This is a genomic window from Streptococcus anginosus subsp. whileyi MAS624, from assembly GCF_000478925.1.
Lineage (GTDB): Bacteria > Bacillota > Bacilli > Lactobacillales > Streptococcaceae > Streptococcus > Streptococcus whileyi.
In genome coordinates this window covers 1,661,243-1,688,196 of record NZ_AP013072.1, presented here as the reverse complement: position 1 = coordinate 1,688,196, position 26,954 = coordinate 1,661,243, and the positions used below count along the sequence as shown (strand labels likewise).

Below are 26,954 nucleotides of genomic sequence, written 5' to 3'. Positions count from 1 at the left end.
TGAACAGGCTTGTTTGTTACGAGCCTTTTTTATGTTTTTTTGATATAATAAGAAGAATAAATTGAAAGAAGGAAAACCAATCATGGAAAAATTTCAAGTGATCGCACATCCGCTCATTCAGCATAAATTGTCTATCTTACGTCGTACGGATACCTCTACTAAGGCTTTTCGTGAGTTAGTAAATGAAATTGCTATGCTGATGGGCTATGAAGTTTTACGTGACTTACCATTAGAAGATGTGGAAATTGAAACGCCGATTACAAAGACGGTTCAAAAACAATTGGCTGGTAAAAAATTAGCCATTGTTCCAATCTTACGTGCAGGTATCGGTATGGTGGATGGTCTTTTGAGCCTTGTGCCAGCTGCTAAAGTTGGACATATTGGTATGTATCGCGACGAAGAAACCCTAAAACCAGTTGAGTACCTCGTGAAGTTACCAGAAGACATTAGCCAACGTCAAATCTTTGTGGTGGATCCAATGCTGGCGACAGGTGGATCTGCCATTTTAGCCATTGATTCATTGAAAAAGCGCGGAGCGCACAATATTAAATTTGTCTGCCTTGTTTCAGCGCCAGAAGGTGTGGCAGCTTTACAGGAAGCTCACCCAGACGTGGAAATTTTTACAGCGGCCCTTGATGATCACTTGAATGAAAACGGCTATATCGTTCCAGGATTGGGAGATGCAGGAGATCGTCTTTTCGGTACAAAATAATGAGTTTTATGTTTGACCTTTTTTGACCAAAAGACTATAATAGTCTCATATTTGAAAAATCTCACTAAAAATTGTTAGTCAGATTAAATATCAGATGAAAAGGAGAATACAATGATTCCTGTAGTTATTGAACAAACAAGTCGTGGGGAACGTTCCTACGATATTTACTCACGCTTATTAAAAGATCGCATTATTATGCTGACAGGTCCTGTTGAGGACAATATGGCTAATTCTATTATTGCGCAATTGCTTTTCCTTGATGCACAAGATAATACTAAAGATATTTATCTTTACATCAATACGCCAGGTGGTTCTGTATCGGCTGGTCTAGCGATTGTGGATACCATGAACTTCATCAAGTCAGATGTCCAAACAATTGTCATGGGGATGGCTGCTTCCATGGGAACCATTATTGCTTCAAGTGGTGCTAAAGGCAAGCGCTTCATGTTGCCGAATGCAGAATACCTGATTCATCAGCCAATGGGCGGAACTGGTAGCGGTACGCAGCAAACCGATATGGCGATTGCAGCTGAGCATTTGCTGAAAACACGGAATAACTTGGAGAAGATCCTTGCGGATAATTCAGGGAAAACCATTAAGCAAGTACATAAAGACGCAGAACGCGATTATTGGATGAGCGCTCAAGAAACCTTGGATTATGGCTTCATTGATGAAATCATGGCAAATAATAATTTAAACTAATCATTGTTTATTACTGTACGAAAAATGTCCTCTGATGGGCATTTTTTTGATATACTTATAAATGATAAAAATAAATTAGAAAGAAAATTCATGTTTAAAAAAGAAGAACGAACAGGTTTGATTGTGTATTTGTATTACAATCGAGATGTGAAAAAAATAGAAACTATTGGCGATATTGTCTACCATTCTAAAAAGCATCGTTACCTCCAGTTGTATGTTCCGACAGAGCAGGTAGAAGAGACGATGCAAAGGTTATCTAAAGAAAAATATGTCAAACAAGTACGGATCTGTCACATTCAAGAATTGGACACAGACTTTGTTGGAAGCTTGTTTAGAGATAAAGAAAACGTAAACATATGATAAATTGCAAGAATAAGTGCAACATTTACTCGTACTCATCCACTAGAGCTTCACAAGCAGTTCTGTAAGCTAAACATTTTCGTGGTCGGTGATTGATATCATATAAGGCCTTGTTCAAAGCCTCATCAGAGATAGCGGCTAAATCTGTTTTCTTTGGAAAATATTCTCTTAGTAAGCCATTGGCGTTTTCATTGCTTCCTCTCTGCCAGGATGAATAGGCGTCCGCAAAGAAAAAGGAAATTCCTAAATTCTCTACCAGAGGATAGCAGGCAAACTCTTTTCCCCTATCTGAAGTGAAGGTTTTAAGAGCCTCTTTTGGAAATAGCTTATAAAGTTGTTCGATGGCTGAAAACATGGATTTGGCTGTTCTGTCTGGTATCTTGAAAGCTAAGTAAAAGCGCGTTTTTCGCTCCAGAAAGGTCGCTAAACAGCCCTTGCTTTTGCCTCTGGAAGACACCACAGTATCGAGCTCCCAGTGACCAAAGGTCTCACGATTCCTGACCTCTTTAGGACGTTTGGCAATCGATGTGCCAATCCTAAATCTTCCACGTGTTTCTTTAGGTTGTCGAGTTTTTCCTTTACGACGAAGGACACTCAAATCCAGAGCAATCAAACCAGCATAGAGCCAGTTATAGATTGTTTTAAAAGCTACCATCGGCCTTTGTTCAAGCTGATAGCGGCCACAAATCTGTTCAGGCGACCAGGAGGATTTTAAACCGTCCTCAATTTCCTTTTTCAACGTTGGTGTCAAACGAGACTTCCGACCTTTTTGCTTAGCCCTGTGGTCATACTGTTCCTGTGCTAGGGCTGCGGAGTAACCATTTTGGCATCGTCTTAACTCTCTTGAAATGGTAGACTTATGGACGCCAAGTTTACTTGCAATTTGGCAAGGTTTCAAACCTAATTCCAAGTAGGTTTCTATCTTTATTCGGTCGGTTATGGTAAGATGGAAGTAGCTCATAGTTTTTCCTCGGGATTCTGTTTGTGTGGTTACTTACAGTTTACACCAATGAAACGCTATGAGTTTTTTTGTTGCACTATATTTTACAATTTATCATATAAAAAAATCTCATTTACCACTTGACAATTGTCAGATAATTCGATATATTCTAAACATATCATTTCGGAACGAGGAGATAAGAATATGAAGAAAAAATTTGCTCTATCATTTGTTGCCCTTGCAAGCGTTGCCCTTCTTGCTGCTTGTGGGGAAGTAAAGTCAGGTGGCTCCAATGCAACTGGTACAAAAGTTGCTGATAAGACGATTAAAATTGGATTTAACTTTGAAGAGACAGGCGCAACAGCTGCTTATGGTACAGCCGAGCAAAAAGGCGCTCAGCTTGCAGTTGAAGAAATCAATAAAGCAGGTGGTATTGACGGAAAAAAACTAGAAGTAGTGGACAAAGATAATAAATCTGAAACAGCAGAAGCAGCTTCTGTAACGACCAACTTAGTAACCCAATCGAAAGTCAATGCAGTTGTAGGACCTGCGACTTCTGGTGCAACGGCAGCAGCTGTTTCTAATGCGACAAAAGCAGGTGTACCGTTGATTTCACCTAGTGCTACTCAAGATGGCTTGACAAAAAATCAAGAGTATTTATTCATTGGGACTTTTCAAGACAGTTTCCAAGGGAAGATTATTTCTAAGTATGTCACAGAAACGTTAAAAGCGAAAAAAGTTGTGCTTTATACGGATAATTCAAGTGATTATGCTAAAGGTGTCGCAAAAGCTTTCCGCAATGCGTATAAAGGCAAGATTGTTGCAGATGAAAAATTTGTCGCTGGTGATACGGACTTCCAAGCAGCTTTGACCAAGATGAAAGGGAAAGATTTTGATGCAATTGTCATCCCTGGTTACTATACTGAAGCTGGTAAAATTGTAAACCAAGCGCGTGGTATGGGCATTGATAAGCCAATCGTTGGTGGTGACGGCTTTAATGGCGAAGAATTTGTTCAACAAGCAACACCAGCCAAAGCCTCAAATATCTACTATATCTCAGGCTTCTCTTCAACAGTTGATGTCTCAGCGAAAGCAAAGAAATTCCTTGAAGCTTACAAAGCGAAATACAACAATGAAGAACCTTCAACATTTGCAGCGCTAGCATACGACTCTGTTTATCTTGTTGCCAATGCTGCTAAGGGTGCTAAAACATCTGTTGACATCAAAGACAATCTTGCCAAGACAAAGAATTTTGAAGGTGTAACAGGTGATACCAGCTTTGACAAGAATCATAACACTGTTAAAACAGCGTTTATGATGACCATGAATAATGGGAAAGTCACAGCAGCTGAAACAGTTAAGCCATAATCTTTCATAAAGAACTGCTTAAAATATATTTTATAGTGTATAAAAGAGTAACTATTTATGGTAAGCATCGTAGATAGTTACTTCTCTTTATACGGGCTAAAAGAAAAGAGGCGGGACAAAAGTCTTAGTCTTAAGAATATTTTTCATTATGGTTTGTAATACCTAGTGATTGATTGTTAGATATGTTTTAAGCTGTTGAAAAGTAATCAACCGTGAAATGAGACTTAAAAAGGTTTAAAGGTCTCATTTGCTCAAACTTAGAATAGATGAGTGAGAAAAATCAATTTTTTTGAAATAATGACTTGACTCGCTCTTTTTTCACGATAGATAAGAAAATGTGAAAAATCACATAGTTCTTTCTTCTATACTATAATTAGAAAGTGTGGTGGCCATGCTCCAACAACTTGTTAATGGTCTGATTCTGGGGAGTGTCTATGCTTTGCTCGCTCTCGGCTATACCATGGTTTATGGGATTATCAAGCTTATCAACTTCGCTCATGGAGATATTTACATGATGGGTGCTTTTATGGGGTATTTCTTGATAAATTCTCTTCATCTTAACTTTTTCCTTGCCTTGATTTTGGCAATGATTGGGACGGCAGCTTTAGGTGTGCTGGTCGAGTTTCTGGCGTATCGTCCACTGAGAAATTCGACTCGGATTGCAGCTTTGATTACTGCGATTGGTGTTTCATTTTTCTTGGAATATGTGATGGTCTATTTTGTGGGGGCCAATACTCGTTCGTTCCCACAAGTGATTGAAACGGTTCGTTATAATTTTGGTCCTATTAGTCTCACCAATATCCAATTGATGATTTTGGTTATTTCCTTGATTTTAATGGTATTGCTGCAGGTTATCGTTCAAAAAACCAAAATGGGAAAAGCCATGCGGGCAGTTTCTGTTGATAGTGATGCAGCGCAGCTAATGGGAATTAATGTCAATCGTACGATTAGTTTCACTTTTGCTTTAGGTTCTGCTTTGGCAGGCGCAGCAGGTGTACTCATCGCGCTTTATTACAATTCTTTAGAGCCTTTGATGGGAATGACACCAGGGTTGAAATCATTTGTCGCTGCGGTACTTGGTGGGATTGGTATTATCCCCGGAGCAGCATTGGGAGGCTTTGTCATTGGTCTATTAGAAACCTTTGCGACAGCTTTTGGTATGTCAGATTTCCGTGATGCGATTGTGTATGGCATTTTAATCTTAATCTTGCTTGTTCGTCCTGCAGGTATTCTTGGTAAGAATGTGAAAGAGAAGGTATAGGCTATGAAAAAGAATGTAAAAGTAAATATTTTATGGTTTGTGCTCCTTCTTGCAGGTTACGGTTTGCTGACTCTCCTTGTCAGCGCTGGAGTTTTGAATGATTTTTATCTACAAATCTTACAGCAAATCGGCATTAACATTATTTTAGCAGTAGGTTTGAATTTGATTGTCGGTTTCTCAGGTCAATTTTCTCTGGGACATGCTGGTTTTATGGCAATTGGTGCTTATGCAGCTGCAATTATTGGTTCGAGAACAGCTACTTATCCTGCCTTTTTTGCGGCTATGGTGTTAGGAGCATTGATTGCAGGAGCAGTGGCTTTGGTTGTCGGGATTCCTACTCTTCGTCTGAAAGGTGATTACCTCGCAATTGCTACGCTTGGAGTCTCTGAAATCATTCGCATTTTAATCATTAACGGTGGTGATTTGACCAATGGAGCTGCGGGTATATTGGGTATTCCTGCCTTTACCAATTGGCAAATGGTGTATTTCTTTGTAGTTATCACAACCATTTTAACCATCAATTTCTTGCGCAGCCCGATTGGACGAGCAACCTTGTCAGTTCGTGAAGATGAAATTGCAGCAGAATCTGTAGGGGTTAATACCACTAAAATCAAAGTCATTGCTTTTGTTTTTGGGGCGATGACAGCTAGTATCGCAGGCTCACTCCAAGCAGGATTTATCGGCTCTGTTGTGCCGAAAGATTATACTTTTATCAATAGCATCAATGTCTTGATTATCGTGGTCTTTGGTGGTCTGGGTTCTATAACTGGTACCATTGTTGCAGCGATTGTTTTGGGAATTTTAAACATGGTGCTTCAAAATGTAGCAAGCATTCGGATGATTATCTACTCTCTTGCTTTAATTTTGGTGATGATTTTCCGTCCGGGAGGACTTCTTGGCACATGGGAATTGAGCTTATCACGCTTCTTTAAAAAAGATAAGGAGGTCAACTAATGGCGCTTCTTGATGTAAAAAACTTAACAAAAAATTTCGGCGGGCTGACTGCTGTTGGCGATGTGACCTTGGAGCTGAATGAGGGCGAATTAGTCGGTCTCATTGGTCCAAACGGTGCAGGGAAAACAACTTTGTTTAACTTACTGACGGGTGTTTATGAGCCAAGTGAAGGAAGCGTAACCTTGGATGGTCATTTGCTCAATGGCAAGGCTCCTTATAAGATTGCTTCCTTAGGACTCAGTCGGACATTCCAAAATATTCGCTTGTTTAAAGATTTGACAGTCCTAGAGAATGTCTTGATTGCTTTTGGAAATCACCACAAAGCACATGTTTTTGCTAGCTTCTTTCGTTTGCCAGCTTTCTATAAAAATGAAGCAGAACTGCGTGAGAAAGCATTGAAATTGCTAAAAATCTTTGACCTAGACGGTGAAGCAGAAACACTTGCTAAGAATTTAGCTTACGGTCAACAACGCCGTTTGGAAATCGTGCGTGCTCTAGCAACAGAGCCTAAAATTCTTTTTCTTGATGAGCCTGCTGCGGGAATGAATCCGCAGGAAACAGCAGAATTGACAGAGTTAATTCGTCGCATAAAAAATGAATTTCAAATCACAATCATGCTGATTGAGCATGACATGAGCCTAGTTATGGAAGTGACGGAACGAATTTATGTATTGGAGTATGGTCGTTTGATCGCACACGGAACTCCTGACGAGATTAAAAATGATAAGCGTGTTATTGAAGCCTATCTGGGAGGTGAAGCCTAATGTCTATGCTAAAAGTTGAAAATCTTTCCGTCCATTATGGCATGATTCAGGCTGTCCGAGATGTCAGCTTTGAAGTCAACGAGGGCGAAGTTGTTTCTCTCATCGGTGCCAATGGTGCCGGAAAAACGACTATTCTTCGGACAATTTCAGGATTGGTTCGTCCAAGTTCAGGAAAAATTGAGTTTTTAGGAAATGAAATTCAAAAAGTTCCTGCTCAGAAAATTGTAGCAGCAGGGCTTTCTCAGGTCCCCGAAGGACGCCATGTTTTCTCAGGCCTGACTGTTTTGGAAAACCTAGAAATGGGTGCTTTCTTAAAAACAAATCGTGATGAAAATCAAGCGAATCTAAAAAAAGTCTTCTCACGCTTTCCGCGTTTAGAAGAACGTAAAAATCAAGATGCTGCAACTCTTTCGGGAGGTGAGCAGCAGATGCTTGCTATGGGGCGAGCTCTCATGTCTACGCCCAAACTCCTGCTTTTAGATGAGCCTTCAATGGGACTGGCTCCTCTCTTCATTCAAGAAATTTTTGATATTATTCAAGATATTCAAAAACAAGGCACAACTGTTCTATTGATTGAGCAAAATGCTAACAAAGCCCTCTCAATTGCCGACCGTGGCTATGTTTTAGAAACAGGAAATATTGTCTTGTCTGGCACAGGAAAAGAATTGCTCGCTTCCGATGAAGTCCGCAAGGCTTATCTCGGTGGGTGAAAAAAGGAGAAAGAAGTGGTTTTCTACTTCTTTTTTATTCACTAATAATATTCTTGAAAACATAGGTAAGTAGATTGAAAGCGTTTGAAATAAACTAGAAAATACAGTATAATAGAACTGAAAGATCAAAGATAAAGGAGATTCCCATGGCAGTTAAAGATTTTATGACACGAAAAGTAGTGTATATTAGTCCAGACACGACGGTAGCGCATGCGGCGGATATTATGCGTGAGCAGGGATTGCACCGGCTTCCTGTTATTGAAAATGACCAATTGGTTGGTTTGGTGACTGAAGGAACGATTGCCGAAGCAAGTCCTTCAAAAGCAACGAGTTTGTCCATTTACGAGATGAATTATTTGCTAAACAAGACAAAGATTAAAGACGTCATGATTCGTGATGTGGTGACGGTATCACAATTTGCTAGTTTGGAAGATGCTACTTACTTGATGTTGAAAAATAAAATTGGCATTTTGCCAGTGGTGGACAATCAGCAAGTGTACGGTGTCATTACAGATCGTGATGTTTTCAGAGCCTTTCTTGAAATTGCTGGCTATGGTGAAGAAGGCATTCGCGTGCGTTTCATTACAGAAGATGAAGTCGGCGTGTTGGAGAAGATTGTGCATTTGATTGTCGAAGAAAATCTCAATATCTCTAACGTTGTTAATATTCCACGCAAAGATGGCAAAGTTATCATTGAAGTTCAAATTGATGGTAATGTGGATTTGCCGGCTTTAAAAGCGAAATTTGAAGACAAAGGCATTCAGGTAGAAGACATTACCCGTACTTCAGCAAAAGCATTATAAGACAACAAAAAACGCATGAGAGCAGTTCATTTAACTGTGTTCATGCGTTTTTTTATAATGGGAGCAAGATTATTTCTGAATCGGTTGCTTATTGACATCTAAGGTAAAGCCTTCACCAAGGATTTCATGGGCATCTGTAATGGTAATAAAGGCATGCGGATCAACACTATGAATAACTTTTTTCATGGATTGCATTTCGTTTCGTCCAACGACGCAGTAAACGAGTTTCAAATCATTCTCGCTGTAGTAGCCTTGCCCATTGATGAAAGTAACTCCGCGACCGAGATCTTCGTCAATTTTCTTTGCCAATTCTTCTGGACGGCTGGTGATAACCATGAAACCTTTGCCGGCATAACCGCCTTCACCAATCAAGTCAATCACTCGTGAAGCGATAAAGACAAAAATCAAGGTATAAGTCACTAGGCGAACATCTTTAAAAACAAGTACAGTGAAAATAAGGACGCAGAAGTCTACAGTAAACATCAATTTTCCCATGGAGATGTTCGTATACTTGTTAGCGATTCTAGCAATGATGTCCGTACCACCAGTGGTGCCACCAGCATTGAAAACAATTCCCAGTCCAACGCCAGCAATAACCCCTGTTAGGAGCGCTACAATTACGAGATCGCCTTCAAGGTTAATCACGAAAGGAATTTTCTCAAAGATAGTCAGCCAACCAGAGACTGCAAAGGTTCCTAAGATGCTAGAGTATAATAGCCGTGAGCCAAAGACTTTCCAGGCAATGATGAAAAGAGGAATGTTGATGATGAGATTCATCAGTGAAACGGGAATTTTAAATAGATAGTATGTGATGAGAGTCACCCCAGTCGCGCCCCCTTCATACAAATGATTTGGAATAATCAGATAATTGATGGCGAAAGCAAAAATTCCAGCTCCTAGAATAATCGTCAGATAGTTTTTAAACTTAGACATGATAACCTCCTAATAGTTTCTGCACACTCTATTGTATCAAATCTTGAAAGCTTATGTACAATTTTGAAACTAATTTTTAAAGTTTTTTTGTCGGTGATTTTTCTTTCTTTTTTTGATAAAATAGAGAATAGAAAAATTAGAAATGAGTTACTATGTCAAAAGGAATGTTCATCTCTTTAGAGGGACCAGATGGTGCAGGGAAATCAAGTGTTTTAGAAGCTTTGATTCCTATTTTAGAAACAAAAGGGCAGGCGTTTATCACAACGCGAGAACCTGGTGGAGTAGCGGTTGCTGAAAAAATCCGTGATATTATTTTAGATCCTAAGCATACAGAAATCGATGAAAAAACAGAATTGCTACTTTATATTGCTAGCCGCAGGCAGCATTTGGTAGAGCGCATCGTACCAGCCTTGAACCGCGGTGAGCTTGTGTTAGTAGATCGTTTTATTGATAGTTCTGTTGCTTATCAAGGATTTGGTCGCGGGCTCAAGGTAGCAGACATTGACTGGCTAAATAATTTTGCGACAGACGGTTTGAAGCCAGATTTGACTCTTTATTTTGATATTGAAGCAGAAGAAGGCTTAGCCCGTATTGCTAAGAGTAAGGATAGGGGAGCAGATCGTTTAGATCAAGAAAGTGTGGAATGGCATAAACGAGTCCGTGAAGGGTATTTGTCTATTCTTGAAAGAGAACCAAATCGAGTGAGAAAGATTGATGCCAGCCAACCATTAGAAAAGGTGATTACAGATACCCTAGCAGTATTGGCGGAGCAGATTGAGAGTTTAAGATGAAAATAGAAGACTTAACTCAAATACAGCCGCTTTTGTTTGAGCGTTTTGAAGAAATTTTAAGACAGGATCGTCTAAATCATGCTTATCTGTTTACAGGAGCTTTCGGTAGTTTTGAGATGGCTCAATGTTTAGCACAGAGTTTATTTTGTACCAATAAAAATGGTGTCTTACCCTGTGGTGAATGTCGAAATTGCTGCTTGATTGAGGCAGAGGATTTTTCAGATGTGACGGTTGTTCGACCAATCAATAATATTATAAAGACAGAGCGAGTCAGAGAATTGGTACGCAATTTTTCGCAGTCTGGATTTGAGAGCAACAAGCAAGTGTTTATCATTTGTGATGCGGACAAGATGCATGTCAATGCAGCTAATTCGCTGTTAAAGGTCATTGAAGAGCCGCAAAGTGAAGTGCATATTTTCTTGTTGACAGCGGATGAAAATCTTATTTTGCCCACGATTAAAAGCCGAGCGCAGCTATTTCATTTTCCAAAAAATCAAGCCTATTTGCTTGAAAAATTGGAGCAGACTGGGCTGATAAAGACACAAGCAGAATTGTTAACTGCTTATAGTCAAACAGAAGAAGAAGCCATGCGTTTGGCAGCTAGTCCAGCTTTTTTTGACTTGGCAGCAGAATGTGATCGTTTTGCATCGCTTTGCTTAAATCGAAAAGAGACTGCTTATTTGCAGGTTGCGAAGTTGGCTAGTCTGGCAGATGATAAGGAAAAGCAAGAACAGGCTTTGAAACTCTTGGAGCTTCTCTTTGCAAAAGAAATGCAAACAACATGTGGACGCTTCTATTTAGAAGGTATATTTACAGCAATAAAAATGTGGCGAGCCAATGTTAGTTTTCAAAATGCACTAGAATATATGGTGTTACAAGAAAGAGAATGATGTGCTACGTTGGCACAGGAAAATGGTAGTGAGGATGAATAAAAAAGAATTATTTGATGCTCTTGATGAATTTTCTCAAAATCTGCTTGTTACTCTAGCAGAAGTAGAAGCGATTAAGAAAAATCTGAAAAGCGTGGTGGAAGAAAATGTAGCGCTGTGCTTGGAAAATGATAAATTAAGAGAGCGATTAGGACAGGTAGAGCACGCAGCAACACCAAAAACAAAAAGAAACCGGGATAATTTGCGCAAACTCTATGAAGATGGTTTTCATGTGTGCACAGATTTTTATGGTCAGCGTCGTGAAAATGATGCAGAATGTATGTTTTGTGATGAATTACTTTTTAGGGAGTAAGTATGCAGGTTCAAAAAAGTTTTAAAGGTCAGTCTCCTTATGGGAAGCTCTATCTGGTGGCTACTCCGATTGGGAATATGGACGATATGAGCATCCGTATGGTGAATACTCTGAAAGAAGTCGATTTCATTGCAGCAGAAGATACCAGAAATACTGGTTTGTTGCTCAAGCATTTTGGTATTACTACGAAGCAGATCAGCTTTCACGAGCATAATGCCAAAGAAAAAATCCCTGATTTGATTCGTTTGCTGAAAAGCGGGCAGAATATTGCTCAGGTTTCGGATGCCGGCTTGCCTAGTATTTCGGATCCGGGGCATGATTTAGTTAAAGCTGCTATTGCTGAGGAAATCGCAGTAGTGACTGTGCCTGGTCCCAGCGCAGGCATTTCAGCTTTGATAGCTAGTGGCTTAGCTCCACAACCTCATATTTTTTATGGATTTTTGCCACGCAAGGCTGGTCAGCAAAAAGAGTTTTTTTCTAATAAAAAAGCCTATCCAGAGACACAGATTTTTTACGAATCTCCTCATCGGGTCAAAGCCACTTTAGAAAATATGCTCAGTATCTATGGGGATCGTTCTGTAGTACTAGTACGGGAATTGACTAAGATTTATGAGGAATACCAGCGTGGATTGATTTCCGAAGTGCTAGAGTCTATTTCGGAAAATCCACTCAAAGGAGAATGCTTGTTAATCGTAGAAGGTGCGAGTGAAGAAGCGCTTGATTTGTCAGAAGCGGATTTGTTAGCAGAGATTGAACAGCTAGTAGCGGCAGGAACAAAGAAAAATCAAGCTATCAAGGATGTGGCGAAAAAATATGGTTGGAATAAGAGTGAATTATATGCTTGCTATCATGAGAAAGTCAGTGAGTAAAAATGACTTTTTATAAACAAATTTATCTCTCTCCTTTGGGAGAAATGTCACTTGTTGCTAATGAAATAGGGCTGGTTGGAGTCTGGTTTCTCAAGCAGAAATATTTTGAGCGCGGTTTAGAGGGGAATTTACTCTTAGCAGAAAATGAGGTTTTAAAAGAGACGAAGAATCTGCTAGATTGCTATTTTAACGGAGATTGTCCAGACTTTTCGAGTCTTGTTTTGGCTCCTGTTGGGACGGATTTTCAACAACGGGTCTGGACTTATCTGCAAACTATTCCTTATGGGAGAACGGTCACGTATGGTCAGATAGCAAAGGAGTTAGATATTCACTCGGCGCAGGCTGTTGGTGGCGCTGTGGGTAGAAATCCCTTTTCTATCATCGTTCCCTGTCATCGGGTGCTGGGAAGTCAAGGACAATTAACCGGCTATGCTGGGGGATTAGACAAGAAAATATGGCTTTTAGAGCATGAAGGCGTAGAACTTAGCGAGAAAGCTTTGGATAAATGATACAAATGGAGAAAATGATATGTTACGATTTATTGAATATCCAAAATGTTCGACCTGTCGCAAAGCCAAGGCTGAATTAAACCAGTTGAGTTTGGACTTTGAAGCGGTGGATATTGTCAAGGAAACACCGAGTAAAGAGGAAATTTTAACTTGGATGGAAAATTCTGATTTAAACATCAAATCTTTCTTCAACACTAGCGGGCTCAAATATCGTGAGCTAGGTTTGAAAGATAAACTATCAGGATTGTCCACCGAAGAAGCCACAGAGCTTTTAGCAACCGATGGTATGCTCATCAAACGACCAATCTTAGAAAAAGATGGAAAAATCCTGCAAATAGGCTACCGCACAGAATATGCAATATTAGATTTGTAAATAAAAAAGAAGTGAGACGACAAAATGGATTTCTTTAAAATCGCAATTGCTGCCTCACTTCTTTTTAAGCTCTCTATTTTGGTATAATTGCTGTTCGTGTTATAATGTTTTTATACACTGAGAAAATTTCTTCAAACCTTGTTAGCTTGGGAGTGAGATAGAACTAAAATTTGAAAATGTTAATCGTCGCTCTTTTGATTTAATCATCCGATACAACATATTCCGTCAGATATTTTGTATAGTCTCACCTTGCAAGGTTGCTAAACAGTCTGTGAGACTGTTTGATTTTCATTGAATATTAGTAAAGAACGAAAAGAGAAAAAATGGTTTTATCAAAAAAACGTGCGCGAAAGGTGATTGAGGAAATCATCGCCCTATTTCCAGATGCAAAACCTAGCTTGAATTTTACCAATCATTTTGAATTGCTGGTAGCGGTCATGCTGTCGGCTCAAACGACCGATGCAGCAGTCAACACAGTCACACCAGCCCTTTTTAAAGCCTATCCAACTCCACGGGAAATGGCGGCGGCTTCAGAAAGCGAGATTGCCAAGTATATTGCTCGTCTGGGGCTTTATCGCAATAAGGCTAAGTTTTTGAAAAAATGTGCGCAGCAATTGCTGGATAACTTTGACGGTCAGGTACCTCATGCACGTGAAGAATTAGAAAGTTTGGCTGGTGTAGGGCGCAAAACAGCAAATGTAGTTATGAGTGTCGGTTTTGGTATTCCAGCTTTTGCAGTGGATACCCATGTGGAGCGAATCTGCAAACACCATGATATTGTCAAAAAGTCAGCTACACCGCTTGAAGTTGAACAACGCGTGATGGAAGTTCTGCCCCAAAATGAATGGCTTCCAGCTCATCAAGCTATGATTTGCTTTGGTCGTGAAATCTGCCACCCAAGAAATCCTGAATGTGACCAGTATCCACAACTGTATCATTTTGATTGAAAAAAAAGAGGAGAAACCTCTTTTTTTATAACTCAATTTCCAATACAATTGGTGTGTGGTCTTGCCTTGTACCTGAGTCAATCATTTCTGACTTGCTTACTTTATCTGCAATTCGATTGCTGGTCAGCCAGTAATCAATTCTCCAGCCACTGTTATTGATTTTGCTGGTCTTGCTGCGTTGTGCCCACCAGCTATAAACATTTGGAATATCGCCGTGAATGTAACGGAAAGTATCAGTAAAACCACGATTTAACAGATTGGTAAATCCGGATCGTTCTTCATCTGTAAATCCAGGTGATCGACGGTTGCTAGAAGGATGAGCGAGGTCAATCTCATTGTGGGCTACATTGTAGTCCCCTGTCGCAAGGACAGGTTTTTCTATGTCTAAAGCTGTTAGATAGTCAGCATATTTTTTGTCCCAGATTTGTCGTTCTTCTAAACGTTTTAAACCATCACCTGCATTGGGAGTGTAGACTTGTGTGACAAAGAATTTTTCAAACTCAAGGGTAATAATACGCCCTTCGGCATCCATAGTAGAAGGTGCACCGATTTCTGGGAAGGTTATTTTTGGAGATAGATTCTCTTTGTATAAAAACATAGTTCCGGCATAACCTTTACGTGCAGGTTCTATAGAAGAGCGCCATGTAGTTTCATAATGTGGGAATAATTCATCTAAAACTTTTAGATGTTTTTTAGTTGGTCCGTTAGCAGATAATTTAGTTTCCTGAATGGCGATAACATCAGCGTCTAATCCTACTAAAGTCTGTAAAACAGCTTGTGACAATTGCGCGCGTGCAGAGTCGCTGGTCAAAGCTGCGTTGAGAGAGTCAATATTCCAAGAAATGAGTTTCATATAGATACCTTTTCTAGATTCATTTTTTTCTATTGTATCAAAAAATAACTGACTCGGCGAATTTGAGGTTGTAAAAAGGAGAGTAAAGTGTATAATACTAGTGAAAGGAGATATAATGGGAGGACAATTGTTATATATTGTTTTATTCATATTCTTTATTTGGTATCTGATTAGGTTACTTCGTTTGAAGGGGAAGCAATCTTCTACTGAACCATTTTGGATACCTAAAGAAATCGGTGTGGGAATTGGGATAAATCCAAGGAACACAGCTGGTTTTTGGGTAAGTCTGGCTGTGACACTTTCTATTCTTACTGTTCTTCTTGTTTTGATAGTATCTTTGATTTTGTAAAAGAGATTTGTGAAAATGTTTTTATAATAATATTGTTTGTAAAACGCAGTTTAGTGTGGTTTGCTCAAAAAAATATAGCAGGCGATAAATAGATCTTTCGTAGAAAGCAATAACAAAGTTTTAATCAAGTTTATTGACGCTGATCTCGTTAGCTGTATTTGTAACCTTCAACAGCTCCTCAGACTACTGGAGCTAATCATTGCTGCTGCGGAGCGGAATGATAAAATCCAACTCTTTAAGTTATTGATTTTGTCCTACCCTCTTTATTTTTTAAAAAAGCCTGGGACAATAGTGTCTCGATTCTATCAAAAAAGCAACGGTTTTGCCGTTGCTTTTTTCATGGTTGCGATAGTCTTGGTAAAATAGAATTGCTTAATAAACCATTTAGAAAGGCTATCTCATGCATATTCACTATAACACAAATCAAACGACTTTACCACTAGAACTTGCTTGCATTTTACCTCAAGACCATCTCGTCTTTACTATTGAAAAAGTGGTGAATGCCTTGGAGGATCATCACTTCCACGCCTTCTATCATGCCTTTGGTCGCCCGTCTTATCACCCTAAAATGCTTTTAGCCGCCCTCCTCTTTGCTTATTCCCAAGGAAGTTTCTCTGGTTGTAAGATTGAAAAGATGATAGCAGAAAATCTAGCCATGCAATACTTGACAGGGCAGTTGGTTGTCAACTACCGGACCATCAACCGTTTCCGTGTAGCTACCGGGATGGAAAATCTGCTGCGAGAACTCTTTATCGAGCTCAATCTTCAGTTGAAAATGGAAAAGTTGGTAACACTTGATGGTCTCTACATTGATGGCACTAAGATTGAGGCCAACGTCAATAAGTACAGCTTCGTTTGGAAGAAAGCGACAGAGAAATTCTCCGCTAAACTTCAAGAACAGATGCAGGTCTATTTCCAAGAAGAAATCACACCCCTTATCCATCAAGCAATTGCGCTGGATGAAAAAGAACCGATTACCTCAGAACAGTTGACCGAGTTTGCTCAAGTCCTTGAAGAAGAATTGGCAAAACTGAGCCAAGACATTGAGGAGACACCCGTTAAAGGAAAGGATGAACGTAAAACTCAACGTCGTAAACTCAAGAAAGTCCTGCGTAAAGTCAAGGATGATTTTTCAGTACGCGCTGAAAAATATGAGAGCTATCAAGAGACATTTGACGGGCGTAACAGCTTTTCTAAAACAGATACAGATGCCACTTTTATGCGGATGAAAGAAGACCACATGAAGAATGGTCAGCTCAAAGCTGGTTATAATCTTCAAATCGCTACTGAAAACCAATTTGTTCTTCACTATGATGTCTTTTCAAATCCGACAGATACCAAGACTCTCCTGCCATTACTTGAAACTTATCCACATGAGTTAAAAAGGGTTGTCGCCGATGCGGGCTATGGCAGCGAAGAGAATCTTCTCACCTTGGATAGGATGAGCGTTGACCACTTGATTAAATATGGTCTTTTTGACAAGGAACAGAAGAAAAAACACAAAGAATCTAATAGGAATTTGGATAACTAGACTTATGATGGAACAGCTGATTCCTACACCCATCCAGAGGGTTGGGTATACCAATTTGACCACCTCAAACACAGCCATACCACGACAGGTTTCAAGCAGGAAATTAGGGTTTATAAGGCAGAACAACCTGACTTGGCTCCGCAAAAGGGACTTTACGTCAATGAGCGATATCAAGTCTTAAAACGAAAAGAAAGCCAAGCGCTTTTATCTGACGAAGGCAGTCACATCTTTGCCCAAGTAAAGTTGATGTGGAACCTGTCTTTGGTCAGATAAAGGCTTGTTTGGGGTACAAACGATGTAATCTCAGAGGCAGACGTCAGGTTAAAATTGACATGGGCTTGGTTCTCATGGCCAATAACCTACTGAAATATAACAAACGAAGCACTCAAAACTAAAAAGCAGAGACTATTAGCGAACGGAACTCTGATTGTTAGAGTGAGTTAAAACACTATTGTCTCAAACTCGTCTTGTGTTTTTTAAAAGAAAGAGTATAATTCTATTTAGAAGATTATCTAAATAGAAAGTGTAACTTAAATGTCGAAGAAAACGGATATGCTTACTTTTATTTTTTTATCTTATAGCTTAGCTTGGTTGATTTGGATTGGGCTATGGTTAGCTGATGTCAAGCTTGGCGAGCCTATCGCTCAGGCTGGAACTATTCTTGCCATGTGGATGCCAGCTTTTGCTTTTTTTATCTTAAAGAAAAGGAGATCAGCAAACATGAAATTACAGGCTCAATTTTCAACAAATCTCAAAGGATGTTGGCGCTATTATTTATTAGCGCTTTGGTTGCCTGCGGTATTGAGTTTTTTAGGAGCAGGACTATATTACATCGTCTTTAGCAAACAGTTTAGTCTTGGTTTTGAGACGTTGCGAGAAATGCTGGGAAGAACAGGTAGTCCTCAAATAAATCTTCCCATACAGATCGTTATTTTTGCACAACTATTTTCAGCTTTGACGTATGCGCCTTTTCTTAATAGTCTGTTTGCTATTGGTGAGGAAATTGGGTGGCGTGGTTATCTTTATCCAGCACTACGCAAGCGTTTTTCAATAGTTCAAGCGCACTTATTAGTTGGACTTATCTGGAGTATTTGGCATCTGCCGATTAATTTGCAGGGATATAATTATGGACTAACTTATTTTGCATATCCTTGGCTGGGAGTGCTTGCAATGTTTGTTTTTTGTTTTAGTTTAGGCGTTTTATTAAGTTGGGTGATGGAAAAGACGAATTCTATCTGGGCTCCAGCACTCTTGCACGGTGCTGTTAATGCCATTGTTGGCGTGGGTCTTTTATTTCAATTGCCAACAGAAAAAGCATTAGCCTTGCGTATTCTAGGTCCGACACCCACAGGACTTCTGGCAGTTTTACCTTTCTTGTGTTTAGCGCTAGCCATTTTACAAAAAGAAAAGAGGGAAACTCATGAGTTTCGCTAATACCTTTAAGGCCTTATCTCATCCTGTGAGAAGAGCGATTTTAGATTTGTTAAAAATGGGCAGTCTGTCTGCTGGGGAAATAGCGGAACATTTTGAGCTGACGGGAGCTACCATTTCGCACCATCTTAATATTTTAAAAAAAGCAGATTTGATTTTGGAGACGCGCCAGAAAAATTATATCTATTATGAACTCAATACTTCAGTCTTGGAAGACATTGTAGTTTGGTTAGCTGAATTGAAAGGAGATAAGGCTAATGAAGATTGATAAAAAACTATTGATACTAACAAGTGCTAGTATTTTGGTGCCTATGTTGATAGGCTGCTTTTTCTGGCAACAGTTGCCCCAAACAGTCGCAACGCATTTTGATTTTTCGAATCAAGTAAATGGATTCAGTAGTCGAGGGTTTACAGTTTTTGGTATTCCTAGTTTTCTGCTGCTTCTACATTGGTTTTGTTTATTTGTGACTAGCAAGGATCCTAAATCTAAGAATATTAGCTTGAAAATGTGGCATCTGGTTTATTGGATTATTCCTTTGACATCTTGTTTAGTCATGACAACTATTTACGCGCAAGCCTTGGGTTATGCAGTTAATCATGCTCTGATGAATGGTATGTTTTTAGGAGTTCTATTTATTGCTATTGGGAATTACATGCCAAAAACTCGTCGCAATTATACGGTTGGTATACGTTTCCCATGGACTTTGGATAATGATGATAATTGGATAAAGACACATCGTCTGGCTGGTAAAATTTGGGTGATTGGTGGTATTATCATTTTCTTTAATGGTTTCGTTCAGATTGCAGTTACGTTTGTGCTTGTTTTTACTCTAATCATTATGATTGTAGTGCCAATGATTTATTCTTACTGGTTATCTAAAAGGATACATTGATTTATTTGCTGTTTAGCTTGAAACTTTTTTAGTCTAATTATCGTTGTGGGAGCGGGACGACAAAATTGAACTCTTTGAGTTACTGATTTTTGTTTCGCTCCTATTATCTTGTTAAAATACGATTTCTAGAAATATTGAAAAATATTGAAAAATTTTCTATAATAGGCCGAGAAAATAGAGGGAGAAAAAATGAAATTTTATTCTTATGATTATGTTTTGAGTCAAATCAGCCAGCAAAACTGGGTGACGATTGGACTTTCTATTTTGTTGTTACTTGTGACAGGTTTTCTTGCTTTTAAAGCCTATCGAAATAAGCGCGATTCGAAATTTCGTGAATTGGCGATTATCTCCATTTTGTCTTTGATTGCTATCGTTCTGATTGGGATTAGTACTTTTCAGACCAATCAAGCCTCTAATAACCAGTTCCAAACTTCTCTTCATTTTATTGAAGTTATTTCAAAAGATTTGGGAGTAGATAAGTCAGAGGTTTATGTCAACACTTCAGCTGCGACGGATGGAGCGATTTTAAAAGTTGGAAAAGATTTTTATCGAGCTATGAGTGGCAGTGAGCCAGATAAGTATTTACTGGAAAAAATTAAATTACATAAGACAACGGATATCAAATTAGTGGAGCTTAAAAAATGACATTGAATTTTCTTGAAATCCTGATTAAACTAGCGTTGGGACTGTTTTCACTCGTGTTTGTTATCAATGTGACAGGAAAAGGAAATCTGGCACCTAATTCCGCAATCGACCAGATTCAAAATTATGTTCTAGGTGGTATTATTGGTGGGGTGATTTACAATAGTTCTATTAACATTCTCCAGTATGCGATCATCCTCATTATGTGGACGATCTTGGTCTTGACTCTAAAATGGCTCAATAACAATATTCGGACAGTCAAGCATTTGATTGATGGTAAACCGACTACCCTGATTCAGCACGGGAAGTTGAGCCCTGAAGCCTGCCGTTCCGTTGGCCTTTCAGCGGCTGATGTGGCTCTGAAGTTGCGTAGCCAAGGAATTTTTCAACTAAAGCAGGTTAAGCGAGCAGTCATGGAACAAAACGGTCAGCTTATTGTCGTACAGGCAGGTGAGGAAAATCCGAAATACCCCATTATCACAGACGGTGTTGTCCAGATTGATATTTTAGATTCTATTGACAAAACAGAAGAATGGTTAATCGAGAGGCTTGCTAAGGAAGGCTATACTGATATTTCTAATATCTTCATCGCAGAATATGAAAGTGGTAACTTGAGCGTTGTGACGTATTAAGACTATTTTCCTTTTTGAATAGATAAAAGCAAAAGAGAGAAGAAGAGCTTGCTAGGAGTTCCGCAGAAAAATGAAATCAGGATAAAGATGCTGCGAAGCTTATTTGAGATAAAAAGATGAAAAATGAAGCTGCTGTTGACATTATAGTTTAAAAACAGATAGTATTAAAAATAGTAAAGGAATATTAAAAAATCATTTTCTAAAACGGCACAAATATAAAAAATAGAGCTCTATCTGACTAGTCCATTCAGATAGAGCTTTTGTTTTTGAGTAAATCAGAGTTTTTGTTTGTAATTCTATTATTGTAAGAACTGTCAACAAAAATCCTTACTGTCAGATAGGAAAGTAAGACAATTAAATCAGGATTAGAATATTGCTGTTAGCACAGTAATAAGCCCAAAGACAATACCTGGAGCGTTTGCGGCAGCGAGTGGCAAATCACGCTCTTTTTTAAATAAACCATAATAAACCCAAAGGCTACAGTTAATTGCAGCTACCAGAGGTTGGATAAAGTTTCCCTTATGTCCAGCTAAATTGTCCATAATTTGTGGGATATAAGATACATACATCATAATAGACATGAATGTCGCTACCCAACCTATTATTTTCATTCGTTTTTCGTTCATTTCCATAACTCCTCATAAAACGTGGTGTAGAGAACGAAAACTCATTTATAACATACTAAGTTCATATAAAACAAGCCTCATTCAATATTATTATTTTATACTAAGCATAAGATTTAAGCAAGAATAATATACTAATGATTATGAGTACAACGTAAGTCAACTCTATTTTTCATTTAAAAAGCTGTGTAATATGTTATAATAAAGTGTTACTAAAAAAGGTTTCATTTGCCTTGAAAGGAAAAACTATGACTGAAAAGAATTTTTATATTACAACACCAATCTACTATCCAAGCGGTAAGCTCCATATTGGGAGTGCTTATACGACCATTGCTTGCGATGTCCTTGCTCGTTACAAACGTCTCATGGGTTATGATGTTTTTTATTTGACAGGGCTTGATGAGCACGGTCAAAAGATTCAGCAGAAAGCGGAAGAAGCAGGTATTACACCGCAAGCCTATGTTGACAGCATGGCAGTTGGTGTTAAGGAACTTTGGGAACTCCTTGATATTTCTTACGATAAATTTATCCGTACGACGGATGATTACCATGAAAAAGTAGTAGCAGATGTTTTTGAACGTCTCTTGGCTCAGGATGATATTTACTTGGGTGAGTATTCTGGTTGGTATTCTGTTTCGGATGAGGAATTCTTTACAGAAAGCCAATTAGAAGAGGTCTTCCGTGATGAAAACGGCACAGTAACAGGAGGAATCGCTCCGTCAGGTCACGAGGTGGAGTGGGTCTCTGAGGAGTCTTATTTCCTCCGTCTCAACAAATATGCCGATCGCTTGGTAGCCTTCTTCAAAGCCCATCCTAACTTTATCCAGCCGGATGGTCGGATGAATGAAATCATCAAAAACTTTATCGAGCCAGGCTTGGAAGATTTGGCAGTATCACGGACTTCTTTCACTTGGGGAGTGCCTGTACCGTCCAATCCAAAACACGTGGTGTATGTCTGGATTGATGCTCTGCTCAATTATGCGACAGCTCTGGGCTATGGTCAAGATGCAGATGCCAACTTTGAAAAATTCTGGAATAATGGAACAGTCTTCCACATGGTTGGAAAGGATATCTTGCGTTTCCACTCTATCTACTGGCCAATCATGCTCATGATGCTGGATATGAAATTGCCAGATCGCTTGATTGCTCACGGTTGGTTTGTCATGAAGGACGGCAAGATGTCTAAGTCTAAGGGCAATGTCGTCTATCCAGAAATGCTGGTAGAGCGTTATGGGCTGGATCCGCTTCGTTATTACCTCATGCGTAGTCTTCCAGTTGGTTCTGACGGCACTTTCACGCCAGAAGACTACGTAGGACGTATCAACTACGAGCTGGCAAATGACCTTGGAAATCTCCTCAACCGTACGGTTGCGATGATTAACAAGTACTTTGACGGTCAAGTGCCGATTTATAAAGAGAATGTGACAGAATTTGATGCGGACTTGGCAGCAGTGGTAGCAGAAAATATCGCAATCTACCACAAACAGATGGATGCCGTGGATTACCCGCGGGCGCTAGAGGCTGTCTGGAACATCATTTCCAGAACCAATAAGTACATTGATGAGACAGCTCCTTGGGTACTGGCTAAAGATGAAACTAAGAAAGCTGAACTGGGTGCAGTTATGAGCCACTTGGCAGCCAGTCTGCGTGTGGTGGCACATTTGATCAAGCCATTCATGATGACAACCAGTGATGCCATTTTGCTCCAGCTTGGTTTGCCAGAAGCAACTTCTCTGGAAAATCTTGACTTGGCAGAATTGCCAGCAGGCTTGACTGTGGTTAAAAAAGGAACACCAATCTTCCCACGCCTAGATATGGACGTAGAGATTGCCTACATCAAGGACCAAATGGAAGTAGGCAAACCAGTTGTTGAGAAGGAATGGAAACCAGAAGAAGTCGAGCTCACACTCAACCGTAAGGAAATCAAATTTGACGATTTTGACAAGGTAGAAATCCGTGTCGCAGAAGTTAAAGAAGTTGCTAAAGTCGAAGGTTCTGATAAATTGCTCCAATTCCGCTTGGATGCGGGAGACGGCGAAGATCGTCAAATTCTGTCTGGGATTGCTAAATACTATCCAAACGAGCAAGAATTGGTTGGCAAGAAAGTCCAAATCGTAGCGAACCTCAAACCACGCAAGATGATGGGACGTATCAGCCAAGGCATGATCCTCTCAGCAGAATATGGTAATCAACTAACTCTGCTCACAGTAGATCAAAATGTACCAAATGGTAGCTTGATTGGGTGAGCCCACAGGAAGATTAGAATTAAAAATGAGGCTGAGACAATAATGTCTCAGCCTCGCTTTGTTTATCGTTCCGGTCAATGGAATAAAAGAAATTGGTAGTCTATTACTTACATCGACGGCTTATCTAAGAATTGTTTCCCCACGTCTGAGGGTCGGATAATTTTCCTAAAAAGTAGTTCACTTCGTTCGAGGGTCGGATAGTCTTCCTAAAAAGTAATTCGCTCCGTCCGAGGGTCAGATAGCCTGCCTAAAAAGTAGTTCACTTCGTCCGAGAGTCGGATAGTCTGCCTGAAAAGTGGTTTACTTCGTCTGAGGCTCGGATAGCCTGCCTGAAAAGAAGTTTGCTCCGTCTGAGGCTCGGACGACCTTCACGAAAATAGATTTACTTCATCCGAGGGTCGGACGACCTACCTGAAAAATGGTTCACTCTGTCCGAGGCTCGGACGACCTATTTGAGTAGTAGTTAAAAAAAGGGAGTGAGACAGGACTCCCTTTTGTAGTATAAAACATGATGATGCACTATTCATCTTTATTTAAAAACGAAAACCTCTCCGCCAGACTAGTCCAGCTTTCTCGTACATCGGTCATAAAGGTCATTGGACTAGGTGTTTTGAAATCGTCAATCCAAGCTTGGTAACGGATAGAAATGAGAAGTCGTGTTAAGCGGTTCAGCATTTCTTTTTCTTGCTCGGTAAGGGCTTGGGCATTTTGGACGATAGTCAGCAATTTCTTGATACTGTTGGGTTGGAAAAATTCATCAATGGACGTAATTTGAGCGTCTAAAATGAGGCTGAAAAAGACATCAAAGAAATCTTTAAGTTCGTCATCGGGAACCGTCTCCACCCATTCTTTGAGAGTTTTGTCTGTCTGAATGCTGTCTGGGTTGAGCGTGTCAAGTAAGACAAAGTGCTCATTTTCGATTTGCCAAGAGAAGGTATCGTGCTGGGCAATACCACCAATAGCCACACTCTTTACAATGTGCGCTTGCTTAGGTGTTTCCAGCATCATCCCGACAATAGAGCCTTGCGGAATGTAACGTTTGATTTTTGGATCCATTTCCTGATAGCCGTCTGTTTCAATCACTGTATGATTCAGTCCCGGAGCGTCAAAACTATAGATTTGAGAAATTCTTGCTTGCAAGGCAGGCTTCACTTGGCTGCCAGCGTAAGTCGCTAGATTGCCACCTTTGGAATGTCCTGTCAAAATAAAGGTCGCTGTTGGAAAAGCCTGCATGACCTTTTGAACGTAGCGTATAGCAGTTTGCTGCGCAGGGACATGCTCCATATAAGTCATGTGAAAATCTTCTTTCCAGCCAATAATAGAATCATCTGTTCCGCGAAAAGTGATGACAAAGGTATCCAAATCAATCTTATAAGTCATAGCAGCAAATTGTTTTTGCACATCTAAATCAATATCATTCACATAACCCAAGAGTTTGATGTTCTTATAGCGTTTGACACTTGCTGCCTGCTGCAAGAGTGCCAAGCGGTGTTTGGTATTCATCATGGAAATTTCTTGGGTCATGTATTGTGGTATATCAACTAAGCGATGGGCTTGTTGTAAGGTCAAACTATCTGTAACAATGTCATCAAAGTTCAGATAGGTCATTTCAGTCAAGAGTAGCATATCCAGCGCTGTAAAGGGCTGGTCGTAGATACTATCGTATTGTACATCTTCTAAGTAGTTAAAAATATTTCCCATAGTCATTCTCTTTCGTAAATCTACTGTTAGTATAGCATATTTTCCCAAGTCTTTGTTATAATAGAGAAAGAAAGCGGAAATGAGGGATAGAATGCACAAGATATTATTAGTAGAAGACAATGCCGTCATTCGCCAACAAGTCAAAAAAATGCTGGAGCAATGGGGATTTGAAGTGGTTGCAGTAGAGGATTTCATGCAGGTTTTGACGATTTTTGCCAAGGAAGAACCACATCTAGTGCTAATGGATATTGGTCTCCCACTTTTTAATGGTTATCATTGGTGCCAAGAAATTCGCAAGATTTCTAAAGTGCCCATTATGTTTTTGTCATCAAAAGACCAAGCAATGGATATCGTTATGGCAATCAATATGGGCGGAGATGATTTTGTCACGAAACCGTTTGATAACAATGTTCTTCTCGCTAAAGTGCAAGGGCTGTTGCGGCGGTCTTACGAGTTTGGTACGGATCAAAGTCTGCTGGAATACCATGGCGTGATTCTCAATCTAAAATCTATGGATATGATGTATGAGGGAAAAGTGATTACACTGACAAAAAATGAATTTCAGATTTTGCGCGTGTTGTTTGAGCATTCAGGCAGCATTGTCGCCCGCGATGATCTGATGAAAGAGCTCTGGAATAGTGATTTCTTTATTGATGACAATACCTTGTCAGTCAATGTGGCACGACTGCGTAAGAAATTAGAAGAAGCAGGGCTCAAGAATTTCATTGAAACAAAGAAAGGTATAGGCTACGGATTGACCAATGGATTATCAGAATAAGCGTTTGTTTCTTAGCTATTATTTTCGCTCGCGCCAGTTTTTATTTTTACTATTACTTATTTTTTATACACTATTATTTTCCTTTTGTTATCTTTTTGAAGATGAACGAGCAGTCTTACAGTATGTCTTATTGATTTTATTGCTGATTAGTCTGGCGGGTTTCCTGTTGGATATCGTAAAGCAGTACCAAAATTTTCGTCATCTTGTCTTTTATGGGGAAGGTCAGGCACAGACACCGATAGAAGCTCTGCTATTTTCCAAAATTGAAACGTTAAAAAATGATAAAAAAGAGTTAAAATTGCAAGAGCAAATAAAGCAAAATGATTTGCTGGATTACTACACGCTCTGGGTGCACCAGATCAAGACGCCGATTGCTGCTAGCAAGCTCTTAGTGGAGGATTTACAAGAGCAGACGCTCAAAAATCAATTGGAGCAGGAGTTGTTTAAGATCGACTCTTATACCAACTTAGTCCTGCAATATCTGCGGTTGGAAAGTTTTCATGATGATTTAGTCGTGAAAAAAGAAAATATAGAAGACTTGGTCAAAGATGTTGTCAAAAAGTATGCCATTTTCTTTATTCAGCAAGGATTGAGTCTAAATTTGCATGATTTGAATCACACCATTATCACAGATAAAAAGTGGTTTCTTGTTATTTTAGAGCAAGTGCTTTCTAATAGTCTTAAATATACGAAGCAAGGAGGCATTGAGATTTTCTTTAAGGAAGATACCTTGTATATGAAGGATACTGGTTTGGGGATTCAAGATGCCGATCTTCTGCGCGTGTTTGAGCGAGGCTTTTCTGGCTACAACGGGCGCCTAACGCATCAGTCATCAGGATTGGGGCTCTATTTATCTAAGAAAATTGCGGATGAACTGGGGCATGAATTGCATTTGCAGTCGGTGGTCGGAGAAGGCACAACCGTTATGATTACTTTTAAAGAAAAGAAATTATTGTTTGAATAAATGCAATCTTACAAAATTGTAAGGTTCGCCTCTAAAAATGAAAGGTTATGTTATGGTAGCAGCCTTTCTTTTT

30 protein-coding genes and 1 pseudogene are annotated in these 26,954 nt (G+C 39.5%); 26 read left to right on the top strand and 5 right to left on the bottom strand.

Features of this window, described 5'->3' with window-relative positions; genetic code table 11:
• Nucleotides 1–82: 82 nt before the first annotated feature.
• The 3 genes from upp to ANG_RS08495 all read left to right on the top strand — a co-directional run bounded on the left by upp (nt 83) and on the right by ANG_RS08495 (nt 1,774).
• Entirely contained in the window at nt 83–712 is a 630-nt protein-coding gene (upp, locus tag ANG_RS08505) for a uracil phosphoribosyltransferase (RefSeq protein WP_020999498.1), read from the top strand.
• 87 nt (nt 713–799) lie between these two features.
• Nucleotides 800–1,414 carry an ATP-dependent Clp protease proteolytic subunit gene (locus tag ANG_RS08500; protein ID WP_223349572.1) on the top strand — a complete coding sequence of 205 codons (615 nt, stop codon included), beginning with the start codon at nt 800–802 and terminating at the stop codon, nt 1,412–1,414.
• Between the two features lie 90 nt (nt 1,415–1,504).
• On the top strand, nt 1,505–1,774 hold the full coding sequence (locus ANG_RS08495; RefSeq protein WP_003033867.1) for a YlbG family protein: 270 nt from the start codon (nt 1,505–1,507) through the stop codon (nt 1,772–1,774).
• Nucleotides 1,775–1,799: 25 nt separating this feature from the next.
• Here the strand turns inward: ANG_RS08495 and ANG_RS08490 are convergent, their stop codons facing one another.
• Entirely contained in the window at nt 1,800–2,735 is a 936-nt protein-coding gene (locus ANG_RS08490) for an IS30 family transposase (RefSeq protein WP_020999450.1), read from the bottom strand.
• 183 nt (nt 2,736–2,918) lie between these two features.
• Here ANG_RS08490 and ANG_RS08485 point away from each other — a divergent pair, with 183 nt between their 5' ends.
• From ANG_RS08485 to ANG_RS08460, 6 genes are all read left to right on the top strand, one after another.
• The gene (locus ANG_RS08485) at nt 2,919–4,082 is read left to right on the top strand and encodes an ABC transporter substrate-binding protein (protein ID WP_003034337.1); all 1,164 of its coding nucleotides are present in this window, start codon (nt 2,919–2,921) and stop codon (nt 4,080–4,082) included.
• Nucleotides 4,083–4,473: 391 nt separating this feature from the next.
• Nucleotides 4,474–5,343: a branched-chain amino acid ABC transporter permease gene (locus tag ANG_RS08480; RefSeq protein WP_018543650.1), complete on the top strand. Its 870-nt coding sequence runs from the start codon at nt 4,474–4,476 to the stop codon at nt 5,341–5,343.
• A gap of 3 nt (nt 5,344–5,346) precedes the next feature.
• Complete coding sequence (locus tag ANG_RS08475) at nt 5,347–6,297, top strand: branched-chain amino acid ABC transporter permease (protein WP_025271921.1); 951 nt, start codon at nt 5,347–5,349, stop codon at nt 6,295–6,297.
• A complete protein-coding gene (locus ANG_RS08470; protein ID WP_003034299.1) occupies nt 6,297–7,061 on the top strand; it encodes an ABC transporter ATP-binding protein in 765 nt (254 codons plus the stop codon). Before ANG_RS08475 ends, ANG_RS08470 begins: the two co-directional genes overlap by 1 nt.
• The gene (locus tag ANG_RS08465) at nt 7,061–7,771 is read left to right on the top strand and encodes an ABC transporter ATP-binding protein (RefSeq protein WP_003034327.1); all 711 of its coding nucleotides are present in this window, start codon (nt 7,061–7,063) and stop codon (nt 7,769–7,771) included. Before ANG_RS08470 ends, ANG_RS08465 begins: the two co-directional genes overlap by 1 nt.
• Nucleotides 7,772–7,917: 146 nt before the next feature.
• On the top strand, nt 7,918–8,574 hold the full coding sequence (locus ANG_RS08460; protein WP_003034318.1) for a CBS domain-containing protein: 657 nt from the start codon (nt 7,918–7,920) through the stop codon (nt 8,572–8,574).
• Between the two features lie 69 nt (nt 8,575–8,643).
• On the opposite strand, the gene ANG_RS08455 is transcribed toward ANG_RS08460, so the two are convergent.
• Nucleotides 8,644–9,507, bottom strand: a complete 864-nt coding sequence (locus ANG_RS08455; RefSeq protein ID WP_003034252.1) for a YitT family protein — start codon at nt 9,505–9,507, stop codon at nt 8,644–8,646.
• A 152-nt stretch (nt 9,508–9,659) separates the two neighbouring features.
• On the opposite strand from ANG_RS08455, the gene tmk reads away from it, so the two are divergent.
• From tmk to nth, 7 genes are all read left to right on the top strand, one after another.
• Nucleotides 9,660–10,298 (top strand): dTMP kinase, encoded by a 639-nt coding sequence (gene tmk, locus ANG_RS08450; protein WP_003034335.1) that lies wholly within the window; start codon nt 9,660–9,662, stop codon nt 10,296–10,298.
• The gene (locus ANG_RS08445) at nt 10,295–11,188 is read left to right on the top strand and encodes a DNA polymerase III subunit delta' (RefSeq protein ID WP_003034303.1); all 894 of its coding nucleotides are present in this window, start codon (nt 10,295–10,297) and stop codon (nt 11,186–11,188) included. The genes tmk and ANG_RS08445 overlap by 4 nt, the downstream gene beginning before the upstream one ends.
• 34 nt (nt 11,189–11,222) lie before the next feature.
• Nucleotides 11,223–11,540 carry a DNA replication initiation control protein YabA gene (gene yabA / locus ANG_RS08440; protein WP_025271920.1) on the top strand — a complete coding sequence of 106 codons (318 nt, stop codon included), beginning with the start codon at nt 11,223–11,225 and terminating at the stop codon, nt 11,538–11,540.
• A gap of 2 nt (nt 11,541–11,542) precedes the next feature.
• Nucleotides 11,543–12,409 (top strand): 16S rRNA (cytidine(1402)-2'-O)-methyltransferase, encoded by an 867-nt coding sequence (gene rsmI / locus ANG_RS08435; protein WP_025271919.1) that lies wholly within the window; start codon nt 11,543–11,545, stop codon nt 12,407–12,409.
• Nucleotides 12,410–12,411: 2 nt separating this feature from the next.
• A complete protein-coding gene (locus ANG_RS08430) occupies nt 12,412–12,918 on the top strand; it encodes a methylated-DNA--[protein]-cysteine S-methyltransferase (RefSeq protein ID WP_025271918.1) in 507 nt (168 codons plus the stop codon).
• 19 nt (nt 12,919–12,937) lie between these two features.
• Entirely contained in the window at nt 12,938–13,291 is a 354-nt protein-coding gene (locus ANG_RS08425; RefSeq protein WP_025271917.1) for an arsenate reductase family protein, read from the top strand.
• 323 nt (nt 13,292–13,614) lie between these two features.
• Nucleotides 13,615–14,238 (top strand): endonuclease III, encoded by a 624-nt coding sequence (gene nth / locus ANG_RS08420; protein ID WP_025271916.1) that lies wholly within the window; start codon nt 13,615–13,617, stop codon nt 14,236–14,238.
• A 25-nt stretch (nt 14,239–14,263) separates the two neighbouring features.
• On the opposite strand, the gene ANG_RS08415 is transcribed toward nth, so the two are convergent.
• The gene (locus tag ANG_RS08415) at nt 14,264–15,091 is read right to left on the bottom strand and encodes an exodeoxyribonuclease III (RefSeq protein ID WP_003034343.1); all 828 of its coding nucleotides are present in this window, start codon (nt 15,089–15,091) and stop codon (nt 14,264–14,266) included.
• 115 nt (nt 15,092–15,206) lie between these two features.
• Between ANG_RS08415 and ANG_RS08410 the strand changes: the two genes are divergently transcribed.
• The 7 genes and pseudogenes from ANG_RS08410 (at nt 15,207) to ANG_RS08380 (ending at nt 20,569) form a co-directional block, all read left to right on the top strand.
• Nucleotides 15,207–15,440 (top strand): hypothetical protein, encoded by a 234-nt coding sequence (locus ANG_RS08410; protein WP_003031487.1) that lies wholly within the window; start codon nt 15,207–15,209, stop codon nt 15,438–15,440.
• Nucleotides 15,441–15,846: 406 nt separating this feature from the next.
• A pseudogene (locus tag ANG_RS08405) lies at nt 15,847–17,366 on the top strand (IS1182 family transposase).
• Between the two features lie 139 nt (nt 17,367–17,505).
• Nucleotides 17,506–18,405 (top strand): CPBP family intramembrane glutamic endopeptidase, encoded by a 900-nt coding sequence (locus ANG_RS08400; protein ID WP_020999502.1) that lies wholly within the window; start codon nt 17,506–17,508, stop codon nt 18,403–18,405.
• Nucleotides 18,392–18,670, top strand: a complete 279-nt coding sequence (locus tag ANG_RS08395; RefSeq protein WP_003031490.1) for an autorepressor SdpR family transcription factor — start codon at nt 18,392–18,394, stop codon at nt 18,668–18,670. The genes ANG_RS08400 and ANG_RS08395 overlap by 14 nt, the downstream gene beginning before the upstream one ends.
• A complete protein-coding gene (locus tag ANG_RS08390) occupies nt 18,660–19,295 on the top strand; it encodes an SdpI family protein (RefSeq protein WP_003034355.1) in 636 nt (211 codons plus the stop codon). The genes ANG_RS08395 and ANG_RS08390 overlap by 11 nt, the downstream gene beginning before the upstream one ends.
• Nucleotides 19,296–19,484: 189 nt before the next feature.
• Nucleotides 19,485–19,940 carry a DUF3290 family protein gene (locus ANG_RS08385; protein ID WP_003034322.1) on the top strand — a complete coding sequence of 152 codons (456 nt, stop codon included), beginning with the start codon at nt 19,485–19,487 and terminating at the stop codon, nt 19,938–19,940.
• Entirely contained in the window at nt 19,937–20,569 is a 633-nt protein-coding gene (locus ANG_RS08380) for a DUF421 domain-containing protein (protein ID WP_003034245.1), read from the top strand. The genes ANG_RS08385 and ANG_RS08380 overlap by 4 nt, the downstream gene beginning before the upstream one ends.
• A 365-nt stretch (nt 20,570–20,934) precedes the next feature.
• On the opposite strand, the gene ANG_RS08375 is transcribed toward ANG_RS08380, so the two are convergent.
• The gene (locus ANG_RS08375) at nt 20,935–21,195 is read right to left on the bottom strand and encodes a SemiSWEET family transporter (protein WP_003034285.1); all 261 of its coding nucleotides are present in this window, start codon (nt 21,193–21,195) and stop codon (nt 20,935–20,937) included.
• A gap of 245 nt (nt 21,196–21,440) precedes the next feature.
• Here ANG_RS08375 and metG point away from each other — a divergent pair, with 245 nt between their 5' ends.
• On the top strand, nt 21,441–23,438 hold the full coding sequence (metG, locus tag ANG_RS08370) for a methionine--tRNA ligase (RefSeq protein ID WP_038677323.1): 1,998 nt from the start codon (nt 21,441–21,443) through the stop codon (nt 23,436–23,438).
• A gap of 519 nt (nt 23,439–23,957) precedes the next feature.
• Here metG and ANG_RS08365 read toward each other — a convergent pair.
• Nucleotides 23,958–25,139, bottom strand: coding sequence for a DUF2974 domain-containing protein (locus ANG_RS08365; protein WP_003034356.1), 1,182 nt, complete (start codon nt 25,137–25,139; stop codon nt 23,958–23,960).
• 91 nt (nt 25,140–25,230) lie between these two features.
• Here ANG_RS08365 and ANG_RS08360 point away from each other — a divergent pair, with 91 nt between their 5' ends.
• Both ANG_RS08360 and ANG_RS08355 read left to right on the top strand, forming a co-directional pair.
• The gene (locus ANG_RS08360; protein WP_003034274.1) at nt 25,231–25,917 is read left to right on the top strand and encodes a response regulator transcription factor; all 687 of its coding nucleotides are present in this window, start codon (nt 25,231–25,233) and stop codon (nt 25,915–25,917) included.
• Nucleotides 25,901–26,881: a sensor histidine kinase gene (locus ANG_RS08355; RefSeq protein WP_003034278.1), complete on the top strand. Its 981-nt coding sequence runs from the start codon at nt 25,901–25,903 to the stop codon at nt 26,879–26,881. Before ANG_RS08360 ends, ANG_RS08355 begins: the two co-directional genes overlap by 17 nt.
• Nucleotides 26,882–26,954: the final 73 nt, after the last annotated feature.